Origin of the sequence: Microbacterium aerolatum, assembly GCF_007988825.1 — a bacterium.
Lineage (GTDB): Bacteria > Actinomycetota > Actinomycetes > Actinomycetales > Microbacteriaceae > Microbacterium > Microbacterium aerolatum.
This window is the reverse complement of the sequence record NZ_BJUW01000018.1, coordinates 21,906-33,156: the sequence shown is the minus strand read 5'-3', so window position 1 is coordinate 33,156 and position 11,251 is coordinate 21,906. Positions and strand designations below refer to the sequence as shown.

Sequence of the window (11,251 nt, the reverse complement as noted above, 5' to 3'; positions counted from 1 at the left end):
ATCTCCTCTATTTAGCGAGAAGCGTGATCTCCGACTTTCGCGATGTCAGCGCCGTAGGATGCTAATCCGAACCGATCAGGGTAGACCGTACCGTGGTGTAGGCCGTGCTCGTCGGCCAACTGCTCCCGAATGCCCGGCTTCGCCGCTTTCTCGATCCTGAGTGTGTACGCAGCCTGAGAGTTGGTCGCGGTGCGCCGTTCGAGGCTCTTGAGGAACATCGAGACTGACGTGACTTGCCGCACGTCTTTGGCCGGCATCGTCTTCATATTGCCGCTCTGCCACGCGCCGGGCATTCGATACCGAGAGTTCTGCCCGTGCGGGAGGGAAGGGACTCCCCCCACCAGGAACGCTCCCTGTTGTGCGGAGATTCGTTCGTTAAGGGCACGAGGAGGGTTCCAAACGAACGGGAGTTCAGTTTCCCACCCGTGGTCTTGTTTACCCCAGTCCAGCCACGGCAGTTCTCGCGTGCCCCAGGTTGAGTTGAGTTCGATGGTGCGGTCGTTGGCCTGGAAGGCAAAGATGCGGCCGTCTTCATCCGGTAACGGCAAATGAGATTTGTGGTCGTATTTCTGTTCCGTGGCGAAAAAAAGCGCAATCATCGGTGAATGGCTTACGTCTATTAGACGCGTAGGGCCGCCATAGTGCTGAATGTGAGCCAAGGTCTCTAGAGCACTTCCGCCGCGGTCCGGCCAAGTAGTGCGGGCGACTGCGAGGAGCCCCGATTCCAGCTCTCGCATTCGGCCTTCTGAGGGGACCACCGCGTCTCGATCCTTGAACCATCGGTAGGCCGAACTTAGGAGACCGTAGGAAGCATTGCGTACGCCTCGCCATACCAGTTGTCGCCCTCGCGAGACCTTGTTCACGTTCTCGAGCTCGTCGAGGAGGTCGGACCAGCTTCCGACGGGCCGCTCCCAGGCGCGGAAGTAGTTCTGAGGATCCCATGTCGCGGTAGACTGTGCCACGAGAACGAGCGTATCGCGGCAGAGCGTACACCGTGTCGTTGTCAGCCCCCCATGGAATACTCGTGGTGTGCCAGAGACACCTTCCACAACACCGCACTTCCAGACCGAGCTGGCAGCGCAACTTGCTGACCTGATTCCCGAGGCCATCGCTGACGGCAAGATCGATCTGGAGAAGCTCAAGGAACTGCTGCAAGACGATGCGGCCGATAGCAGCGAGCGGTTCGGTCTGTTCTGGCCTGGCAAGACGCGGGCGCTCCGTGCTGCTCAGGCTCCGACAGCAGCAACGCTCCGTCCCGACTTCCAGAACTCAATGGACTGGGACACAACCAAGAACGTGTTCATCGAGGGCGATAACCTCGAGGTGCTAAAGATCCTGCAGAAGCACTATCACGCCAAGATCAAGATGATCTACATCGACCCTCCGTACAACACCGGTAAGGACTTCGTCTACCCGGATAATTACCGCGAGGGTCTGCAGACCTATCTCGAGTACGCCGGGCAGCTCGATGAATCAGGTAAGGCTAAGAGCACAAGCTCGCGAAACACCGCCGAGAACCCGCAGTACCACTCGGCCTGGCTCAGCATGATGTATCCGCGTCTAAAGCTCGCCCGGAACCTGCTCACCGAAGATGGTGTCATTCTTATCTCGATCAACGATGTTGAGCAGGCTCAGTTGCACCGTTTGTGCGACGAGGTATTCGGGGAATCGAACCTGATTTCTCAATTCGTATGGCTTAACGAAGGAAACGTTGACCAGCAGAGCAAGGTTAAGGGTGTGCACGAGTACGTCCTCGCCTACTCGCGCAACGCCTCAAAGTTCGCACGTCCTTCGGTGATCGACCCGAACATCACGGAAGATAGCAAACTATTCAAGGACGTGATCGAGAACTCGATTACAAAGAACGGTCCGGCGAACCCGGCGTCGACGATTGAGTTGCCCATCGGCTTCCCTGCCAACTTCGACTCGGGCGCTATCGCGCAGCGAGACAATGCGTTTCCTCACATTCTCGACGCGATCAACGTGGCCGAGGGTAAGGTCTCCGCACCAGCTCGCGTGCGCAGCGGATGGAGCTCGCGTAACCTGCTTGATCTTTTCATCCGAAACGGGTGTGTGCCCATTGAGGACGGAGAGGGGCGCGAGACCTGGTTCGAGTTGCGCGACACCGGGGCGATCTACATGATGAAGCGCCGCTCCGATGACCAAGGGCACGTACTGTCGGTCCTGCGAAATCTAGGCACCACCAAGCAGAACAGCTCGATGCTGGCGTCGTGGGGGCTTAAGTTCTCGTATCCGAAGCCGGTCGGACTCATCGAGTATCTGGTGTCGGTTTTCACTAAGCCGAAGGAGAATGCCGTCGTACTTGACTTCTTCTCCGGCTCAGCCACCACAGCTCACGCAGTGATGGCGGCGAACCTCCGAGACGGCGGTAACCGTGCCCACCTGCAGGTACAGCTTCCGGAGCCGGTCGAAGGAGGGGACGGCGCGACGATTGCGGATCTTGCTCGCCGCCGGATCGGCGCGGCCGCTGAAGTCATATCAAGCTCTCGAGTAGATCAGCTGCAGGTGGAGGCGGCCGATCGCGTGGATGTGGGCTTCCGAAGCTATCGCTTGACGGACACCAATTTCTCGAAGTGGAAGGTCTCGAGCGACGTCGATCGCACCGAGCTTGAGCAGCACCTCTTCGACCTTCGCGAATCAAGCAATGGTAACGACGCCACTGCCGATGACCTCCTCGTGGAGATCCTCCTCAAGCAGGGCTACTCGCTGACCGAGCAGGTCGCTCCGGTTGACGTCGCGGGCCTTGAGCTTCGTTCGGTGGGCGGCGGCGTTGTCCTCGCCTATCTCAACAAGCACGTTAAGCCGACACTTGAGCAGCTGCGTGCCGTAGTTGACGAGGAACCCGTGCGCCTCGTCGTGCTCGAGGATGCCCTCAAGGGCGACGACGAACTGAAGACCAACCTGGCCCAGCTCTGTAAGAGCAAGGGCATCGAGTTCTGGACGGCGTAATGAGTGGGTCTGGATTCAAATTCGACGCCAGTCAGCCGTACCAGCTAGATGCGATCAACTCCGTCGTTGACCTTTTCGACGGTCAGCCCAAGGACGCGGAGAGGCTTCTGACTACCCTGCGCGGTGAGGCAGCAGTCGACGACAGCAGCAACGCTACCCTCGATCTCGACCTTGCGCAGGAAGTCGGCGCGTTTGGTAACAACCTCGTGGTCGATACCGATCTCCTGCTGGCCAACCTGCAACGGGTGCAGGACCGTAATGGCCTTGAGGTGATGCCGAAGCTCTTCGACGGGCTCAACTTCGACATCGAGATGGAGACCGGTACCGGTAAGACCTACGTGTACCTCCGCACCATCTTCGAGCTCGCCGAGCGCTACAACTTCACCAAGTTCGTGATCCTGGTTCCGAGCGTGGCGATCCGCGAGGGTGTCAACACCAGCATCCGCCTGATGCGTTCGCACTTCGAGGACCTCTACAAGAAGCGCAACATCACGTTCGACTCGTATGTCTACAGCGGTAAGACAGCCGAGGAAGTGCAGTCGTTCGCCACGTCGACAAACGTGCAGATCATGGTGATGACGATCGACTCAATTCGTGGCAACGCGAACAGTCGCATCATTCACCAGACGCGCGACAAGCTGAACGGCCTGCGCCCGATCGATTACCTGAAGGCAACCCGCCCGATCGTGATCATGGACGAGCCGCAGAACATGGAGTCGCTGCTCTCGCAGTCGTCCGTCGGCGAGCTCAACCCCGCTTGCATCCTGCGCTACAGCGCGACCCACAAGACCAGCCGCAACGTCACCTACCGTCTTGACCCGGTCAACGCCCACGACCTGGGTCTCGTGAAGCAGATCGTCGTGGCCGACGTGCAGCAACAGGGCGCCGACGCTGCGCCGTACATCAAGCTCATAGAGGTCAAGAACGATCGTGGCTGGATGGCTCGCCTGGAGCTGTCCTGCCGCAAGGCCGATGGCTCGCTCGAGCGCCGCGTGGTCAACGTTCCGCAGAACCTGGAGCTGTCGGATGCGCGCCTGACCAACAACCCGATCTACGAGGGCTGGCGCATCAATGAGATGGGCATCGAACCGTCCTACATCGATCTCACCCTGCACGGCTATCTCTACGAGGGCGAGAGCATCGGGGCATCGACCGGCGCGATCTACAAGGAGATGATTCGCGAGACGATCAAGGAGCACTTCCGCAAGGAGGCGATGCTGCGCCCGAAGGGCATCAAGGTGCTCAGTCTGTTCTTCGTTGACAAGGTCGCCAGCTACCTCGGTGACGGTGTCAACAACGACACGGCCGACGGCGACTTCGCACGCTGGTTCGACGAGGTATTCGCTGAGGAGCGTGCCCGCTCTGCAAAATGGCAGGAACTGCTGCCGCAGGATCCGAGCGAACTGCGCCGGGCCTACTTCTCGCAGATCAAGCGCGGCAAGTCGACGGTGATGCAGGACTCTTCCGGCACCACCAAGGCCGATGACGACGCCTACGAGCTGATCATGCAGGACAAGGAGCGCCTGCTCGACGAGGCAACGCCCGTCCGCTTCATCTTCAGCCACTCCGCTCTGCGCGAGGGCTGGGATAATCCAAACGTCTTCCAGATCTGCACCCTCCGCGAGATGGGCGCCGAGACCGAACGCCGCCAGACACTGGGGCGTGGCCTGCGTCTGCCCGTGGCCAAGACTGAGGACGGCTACGAACGAGTCGCCGACCCAGGCGTCGCCACGCTGACGGTCATCGCAAACGAGTCGTACAAGACGTTCGCCGACAGCCTCCAGAAGGAATACAAGGAAGCTGGTGTCGAGATCGGGCGGGTCCGCCGCTCCGAGTTCTCGAAGATCCCGCTACAGGATGACAACGGCGAACTTACCGAGGATCTGTTCGGCTACGATCGCTCCGTCAAGGTGTGGGAGCACCTGCGGAGCAACGGCTTCGTCGACAAGGAAGGCGTGGTGACGCCGAAGTTCCAGCCGAACACGCTGGGCTTCAGCCTCAATATGCCCGTCGACTTCATGTGGGCTGAGCCGTTCGTGATCGAGCTGGTGGCCAACGCCAATATTGGCAAGTACGTCAAGCCGGCGAGCAAGCGGCATCCCCGCACACTCAACAAGCAGCTGTACGCGACACCAGAATTCGAAGAGTTCTGGGAGATCATTAGTCGCCGCACCACCTACCGCGTGGCGGTTGAGCGCGACAAGCTGATCGAGAACTCGGTCACCGCGATCAAGGCTGCACCGAAGATCGACCCTCTCCGCATCGAAGTCACCCGTGCCGGCGTCAAGGTGCTGCGCGGTGGAGCGAAGGGAACTGAACTGAGTACACCTCGCCAGCAAGCGCTGCGTGGCAGCTATGATCTGCCCGATATCATCAGCGAGCTGCAGGAAGCCACGTCCCTCACCCGGAAGACGATCGTAGACATCCTGACCGAGTCCGGCCGTCTGGATGAGTTCATCTCCAACCCGAACGACTTCATCACCATGGCGAAGCGCCTCATGCAGGGCGAACTCGCCAAGCTTGTTGTCGACGGCGTTCAGTACGAGAAGATCGCCGGCTACGTCTATGAACTGCGCGAACTGCAGGAAGACGGCGCCGAGGAGAAGGATCGCTTCCTCGACCAGATGTATAAGCTCAACAACCCGGAGAAGTCCGACTTCGATTACGTCGTCTACGACTCCGCGCCCGAACGCCAGTTCGCCGAGCTCCTCGACGGCCGCGAAGACATCAAGCTCTTCTTGAAACTGCCTGCGAAGTTCAAGATCGATACCCCCGTCGGGCCGTACAACCCCGACTGGGCGATCATCAAGCACGAAGACGGCATGGATCGCGTCTACATGATCCGCGAGACCAAGTCGACGCTTGACGAGTCGAAGCGCCGCCCGAGCGAGAACGCGAAGATCAAAGCCGCGATCGAGCACTTCAAGGCGATCGGGGTCGACGACTACGCGGTTTCGGTGCCAGAGAAGTGGAATGTGTAACGGCTCGACGCGGCGCTGGGGTCGCGTTGATGGTGGCCATCAGCGCGCCGCCGCGATCCCGCGCATCGGCACCTCCACCAAAGCATCCACCCGCCCAGCATCCAGCGGCCTCCCCAGCAACGCCGCATACGAAGACACCGCGATGAACTGATCCGCGACGGCCGCGGCATCCACGTCCTCGCGCACCTCGCCGGCTTCCTGAGCCAGAGACAGCCGCGCGACGATCTGCTCAACGATCGGGTCGACGAGCCTCTTGTTCAGGGCCGCGCCGAGCTCGGCATCCGTCGCGGTCACCGCGATCAGCGCCCGCGCGAGCTCGACCGTGGCGCCATCGCCCGCCTGCGCCGACATCGCCGAGAACCAGGCGCGCAGGTCGGCAGCGAGATCGTCCGTCACGGGCAGGGAAGGCGTGGGCAGCGAACCCTCCAGCAGCGCCTCCCCGAGGATCGCCGCCTTCGACGACCACCAACGGTAGATCGTCTGCTTCGACACCCCAGCCTCGGCCGCCAGCCCCTCGATCGTCACCGACTCGTACCCGTCCGACGATTCGGTATCGCGGACCAGTTTTGTGCCGAGTCGACCGAATTATTGAGCAGCGTATCCATGTTTTCTCCCACGATCTGAGTGGCGTTTCGCTCAGGGTGCTCGCAGGATCGCTCGTCGCCGATAAGGAATGCGCCGGCGCGGCTGCGGTCTCCGTCGTGTGGGTGCCGCAATAGGTCGAGCGAACGCGAACCGTGGGCGCCGTTGTGGCCGGACACCGGATGGATCGTCGCCCTCGTCAGGTCACGACGCTTCTGATCTGGCTATCGGTCGGTCCGCGGGCAGGCAACGATGAGTCGAGCGCCTGGAAGAGGCGATCGCGGAACGCTGCCGCACTCCAGGCATCCATCAGTACGCGGCCGATTCTTGGCTGGCGCGCATCAACGTCAAGAATCTCTAACCAGATCAATGGAGGCTCACCATCAACCCACGGACCAGCCGCGATACCGCTCGAGAATAGTCTGGGAACGAGTTCGCCTCTACGGTCGCGGGCGGAAATCATCGGCGCCACCCGCGCCAAGCCTTGGATAAGTCGCGCATGCCCGGACGGTTCGACAACAGGTACTTGCAGCGGCGCTATCTTCGCTCTCTTCGCCCGGCCTGAGCCAATGTTCGGAGTCAACAGTCGCAGGATACGCGCAAGCAGATCCAGCGTCGTGCTCGCCTCCCTAAGACTTGAGGTCACGATAAGTGTGCGCCCATCAACGATGAACGTATATCGGATCATTGGCACGGGCGCACCACTCTCAAACGTGGGCGGCCGGAAATCCACGTTGACTCCGGCCTGAGCGATGCCATCAGGTACCCACGGGCTTGGCTTCGCATTCTGTCTGCCTGCCATAAGCCCAAACATATCGCTCAAGGACCGGAGGAAGGCGTTCGAGCTCGTGTTGGAACGTGCTCAGTCGCCTGTGCCGATCCCCCGCATCAACACTTCCACCAACGCCTCCACCCGCCCCGCATCCAGTGGCCTGCCCAACAGTGCCGCGTACGACGACAGCGCGATGAACTGGTCTGCGACGGCCGCGGCATCCACGTCCTTGCGCACCTCGCCGGCCTCCTGCGCAACCGTCAGCCGCGCGACAATCTGCTCGATGATCGGGCCGGCCAGCCGCTCGTTCAGAGCGGCGCCGAGTTCGGCATCCGTCGCCGTCACCGCGATCAGCGCCCGCGCGAGCTCGACCGTGGCGCCATCACCCGCCTGCGCAGACATCGCCGAGAACCAGGCGCGCAGGTCGGCAGCCAGATCGTCCGTTACGGGCAGGGAAGGCGTGGGCAGCGAACCCTCCAGCAGCGCCTCCCCGAGGATTGCCGCCTTCGACGACCACCAGCGGTAGATCGTCTGCTTCGACACCCGCGCCTCGGCCGCAAGTCCCTCGATCGTCACCGATTCGTATCCGTCCGACGACAGCGCAGCGCGCATGGCTTCCAGGACGGACTGCCGGGCTTGTTCACTGCGAGGACGGGGCACCATTCGAGCGTAGCGAGGCGTAGACTTGAGCTATAACGAGACGCGGCGTTGCGAAATAGGCCTCGGACCCTTCGACAGGCCCAGGGGCCGAGAAGGCAGTAGCCGCAGGAATCCGAAGGAGACACCATGGCACTGACCGCAAACTCCACCATCGGCGAATGGCTGAACGACCCGACGGGCGGCGACCTCGTCCGCGGGCTCCTCGCACAGTCCGGCGCCGACCCCGAAGCCCTCACCCCCGTGCTCGGCCTGCCTCTGCAGCAGATGGTCGCGCTCAGCCAGGGCGCCATGCCCCAGTCGGTCATCGACGACCTCGTCCGCGCGGCCAACGGCGGCGAGATCCCCGAAGAGTCCGCCGCGACCGGCTGGACCGAGCAGATCACCTCCGGACGCTTCGCCGGCAAGACCGTGATCGTCACGGGTGCGGCATCCGGAATCGGCAAGGCCACGGCATCCCGTATCGCCCGCGAAGGCGGCCGCGTGATCGCCTCCGACATCGCCGCCGACAAGCTCGACGCGTTCAAGGCGGAACTCCCGGATGCCGACATCGTCGCCGTCGCCGGCGACCTCACCAAGCAGGATGCCGTCGACGCCGTGCTCGCCGCAGCCGGCGACCGTATCGACGGCCTCGCCAACGTCGCCGGAATCAACGACGACTTCTCACCCGCCGGCGAGACCACGGATGCCGTGTGGGACCGCGTCATCGCGATCAACCTCACCGCGCCCTTCAAGCTCATGCGCGCTGTCCTCCCCGTCATGGAGAAGGCCGGCCGCGGCGCGATCCTCAACGTCGCCAGCGAGGCGGGCCTGCGCGGCAACGCCTCGGGCAACGCCTACACCGCGAGCAAGCACGGCATCATCGGCGTCACGAAGTCCGCGGCGTTCATGTACGGGCCCAAGGGAATCCGCGTGAACTCGGTCGCTCCGGGCGGCGTGGCCACCGGCATCCCGATGCCGCCGAACATGTCCGAGGCCGGGTCCGCGCGCCTCGCACCGTTCCAGCAGGCGATCCCGACCGTCGCGACGGCCGAGCACCTCGCGGCGTCGATCACGTTCCTGCTGAGCGATGACGCTGTGAACATCAACGGCGCGATCGTCGCCTCCGACGGCGGGTGGTCGGTGCAGTAAGTCATCAGGCATCGCCCAAGACGTCGCATGTAGGCGATAGCGTCCTACCATGTCTCCGATCTGGGATCCCGTCGAGCTCAACATGCTCGACCTGGATATCGAGGACCCGGAAGAGCAGATGGGCTCAAAGGACAAGAACTGGATTCGAATTGTCGGCGACGCTCGTCGGTGGCTCGTCAAGATAGCCCGCACCGACGTTCGCGATGGAACGACCAGCGGGGAGGATTGGGCCGAGTGGGTCGTTCGGCACATTGCCGCGCAGCTCGGGGTACCGACAGCCGAAGTACGACCAGCAGCGTTTGACGGCCATCGTGCAACCGCTTCGCGGTCAATGTTGCACGACGAGTCAGAGCGTCTCACTCATGGCAACGAACTCGCGTTCTCGCCGTGGGGCGATGCTGGATGGTTTCGGTCGGTGATGAGTGCCGCATAACCGACCGTCGTCATACAGCGTGAGCGCGGCGCCGCCAGCATCCGCTTGCCGACGCCAACGGCGCCCATGCGATGCAATAGCCGCCCCGAGACGACGTCCGAGGTAGTCGGTACGCTCCGGGGCATGGCCCGGAAACAAGAGCGGATGCACAACGCGAAGCGTGCGCGCGCCGAACGGGCGAAGTCCGAAGTCAGCCTTTACGAGGTTCCGGACGATCTGGACCTCCGTGAGGAGACATATCCGACGGACCTCGTGTGCGGGTGCCGTATCGTGCAGCGCCTTGTGTCCGCCGACTTTGCGCTCGTGTATTTCGCGATTGTGTGGGCCAAGAAGGTAGACGTAGACGAGTGGGAAGAGCAGTACTCCTGCGACACCGGACACGGGCACTTCCATGAGCACGTGACCGGCTATCGCAAGCCGAACGACGCACGAATCCTGCGCCCCTTGTACTCCCATGTCGACGTGCAAGAATTTTTCGACCGGGGATACGACCTGGTACAGGATCGCCACGATCAGAACTGCGGGGGTGGACACTGATGGATGCGCGCAACATCGCAACTCGTCGTGTGATGAAGACCGTCGCCCGCCGGTCCACGATGCAGCCACTCCCCGTCCTCGCTGACGACGGCACTCGACCGGTCGTCGTCGCGCTTCCGGACGACGACCTGAACTCCGTCTTCGAGCGTGTCGAAGCCTTCGGGGGCCGAGCCAACGTCTTTGTCGCGTTTCCTGACTGGCTCGCACTGATCGAGTTCATCAACGGATCTGGCGCCCGTGACAGTGCACCCGCCCAGCATGTGCACGAGGCGACATCGATGGCGATGTACGTGGAGTTCTTGAAGCTTCACGACACTCCCGTCACAGTCAGCCTGTCAGCCTCGGAGCAGACGACAGCGCAACACGGCCTGCATCAGGTCGCCTACGCGTTCTGAGCCGTCCACGGTTTCATCGGGCATACGACTGCGCGAGCGGCAGGGCGGTGCGGTGCAGCACTCACCGGACCGGAACCCGCTCCACCGCCGCCCGGACCAGCGCCGCGTTGCCCGACGCGATTCCTCCGTCGGGCAACGCGAGGCAGTCCTCCAGTCCGATGCGCGAGTCGAGTCCTCGCTCCACGGCGAGATCGAACGCGGCCCAGGCCGAACGTTCCTCGCCGTGGAGCAGGATTGGCATTCTCTGATCGATGCGCGTGATGCGGGCGATCAGATCCTCCGCCGCGTTGCGCACCATCGCGACATCCATGTCGGGCAGCTCGACCAGCACCCGCAGGCAGTCGCCGCGCACGGCGGAGCGCGACCACGCGTCCGCCCCCTCGACATTCCAGATCCCAGCCTCGACGCCGACGCCCCGACTCAGCAGCAGCGCCGCGACTTCGTCCGCGCCGTCCTCGTGCCAGTTCACGGACGCGAAGTCCGGAAGCTCCGTCCACTCGGCGAGCGCGGCGGTCCTGCTCTCGGCATCCGGCGCGGCCCACGCTCCGGTCGTGACCCCGATCGGGATGCCGGGGCACGCGGCCCGCACGGCCGTCAGCCACCGTGCGACGTCGGCGCCGTCGAGGCTGTCGCGTCCGGCAGCATCCTTCGGGTGCACGTGGATCGCGGCTGCACCCGCGGCGACAGCGCGTGCCGCCTCGATCGCCATGTGGTGCTCGTCTGTGCTGAGGCGCCGGTGCGCCGCGGCATCCTGAGCGCCGTTCACGCACGCCTGGATCAGCACGGCGTCCTC

General features: G+C 62.9%; 11 protein-coding genes. 6 read left to right on the top strand and 5 right to left on the bottom strand.

Annotation, left to right across the window (positions count from 1 at the left end; all coding sequences use genetic code 11):
- Positions 1–11: 11 nt before the first annotated feature.
- Positions 12–962 carry an FRG domain-containing protein gene (locus MAE01_RS14610; protein ID WP_186806260.1) on the bottom strand — a complete coding sequence of 317 codons (951 nt, stop codon included), beginning with the start codon at positions 960–962 and terminating at the stop codon, positions 12–14.
- A 67-nt stretch (positions 963–1,029) separates the two neighbouring features.
- Between MAE01_RS14610 and MAE01_RS14605 the strand changes: the two genes are divergently transcribed.
- Together MAE01_RS14605 and MAE01_RS14600 are read left to right on the top strand one after the other, a co-directional pair.
- Positions 1,030–2,970, top strand: coding sequence for a site-specific DNA-methyltransferase (locus MAE01_RS14605; protein WP_147040610.1), 1,941 nt, complete (start codon positions 1,030–1,032; stop codon positions 2,968–2,970).
- Positions 2,970–5,951, top strand: a complete 2,982-nt coding sequence (locus MAE01_RS14600) for a restriction endonuclease (protein WP_147040609.1) — start codon at positions 2,970–2,972, stop codon at positions 5,949–5,951. Before MAE01_RS14605 ends, MAE01_RS14600 begins: the two co-directional genes overlap by 1 nt.
- Positions 5,952–5,990: 39 nt before the next feature.
- Here MAE01_RS14600 and MAE01_RS14595 read toward each other — a convergent pair whose 3' ends face one another.
- The 3 genes from MAE01_RS14595 to MAE01_RS14585 all read right to left on the bottom strand — a co-directional run bounded on the left by MAE01_RS14595 (position 5,991) and on the right by MAE01_RS14585 (position 7,965).
- Complete coding sequence (locus tag MAE01_RS14595) at positions 5,991–6,515, bottom strand: TetR/AcrR family transcriptional regulator (protein ID WP_147040607.1); 525 nt, start codon at positions 6,513–6,515, stop codon at positions 5,991–5,993.
- Between the two features lie 217 nt (positions 6,516–6,732).
- The gene (locus tag MAE01_RS14590) at positions 6,733–7,335 is read right to left on the bottom strand and encodes a hypothetical protein (protein ID WP_147040605.1); all 603 of its coding nucleotides are present in this window, start codon (positions 7,333–7,335) and stop codon (positions 6,733–6,735) included.
- A gap of 60 nt (positions 7,336–7,395) precedes the next feature.
- Complete coding sequence (locus MAE01_RS14585) at positions 7,396–7,965, bottom strand: TetR/AcrR family transcriptional regulator (protein WP_229718258.1); 570 nt, start codon at positions 7,963–7,965, stop codon at positions 7,396–7,398.
- 126 nt (positions 7,966–8,091) lie between these two features.
- On the opposite strand from MAE01_RS14585, the gene MAE01_RS14580 reads away from it, so the two are divergent.
- From MAE01_RS14580 to MAE01_RS14565, 4 genes are all read left to right on the top strand, one after another.
- Positions 8,092–9,093 (top strand): SDR family NAD(P)-dependent oxidoreductase, encoded by a 1,002-nt coding sequence (locus MAE01_RS14580; RefSeq protein WP_147040602.1) that lies wholly within the window; start codon positions 8,092–8,094, stop codon positions 9,091–9,093.
- Between the two features lie 49 nt (positions 9,094–9,142).
- The gene (locus tag MAE01_RS14575; protein WP_147040600.1) at positions 9,143–9,526 is read left to right on the top strand and encodes a hypothetical protein; all 384 of its coding nucleotides are present in this window, start codon (positions 9,143–9,145) and stop codon (positions 9,524–9,526) included.
- A gap of 123 nt (positions 9,527–9,649) precedes the next feature.
- On the top strand, positions 9,650–10,063 hold the full coding sequence (locus MAE01_RS14570; protein WP_147040598.1) for a hypothetical protein: 414 nt from the start codon (positions 9,650–9,652) through the stop codon (positions 10,061–10,063).
- Positions 10,063–10,458 (top strand): hypothetical protein, encoded by a 396-nt coding sequence (locus MAE01_RS14565; protein WP_147040596.1) that lies wholly within the window; start codon positions 10,063–10,065, stop codon positions 10,456–10,458. Before MAE01_RS14570 ends, MAE01_RS14565 begins: the two co-directional genes overlap by 1 nt.
- A gap of 61 nt (positions 10,459–10,519) precedes the next feature.
- On the opposite strand, the gene MAE01_RS14560 is transcribed toward MAE01_RS14565, so the two are convergent.
- Positions 10,520–11,242, bottom strand: coding sequence for a 3-keto-5-aminohexanoate cleavage protein (locus MAE01_RS14560; protein ID WP_147040594.1), 723 nt, complete (start codon positions 11,240–11,242; stop codon positions 10,520–10,522).
- Positions 11,243–11,251 lie beyond the last annotated feature (9 nt).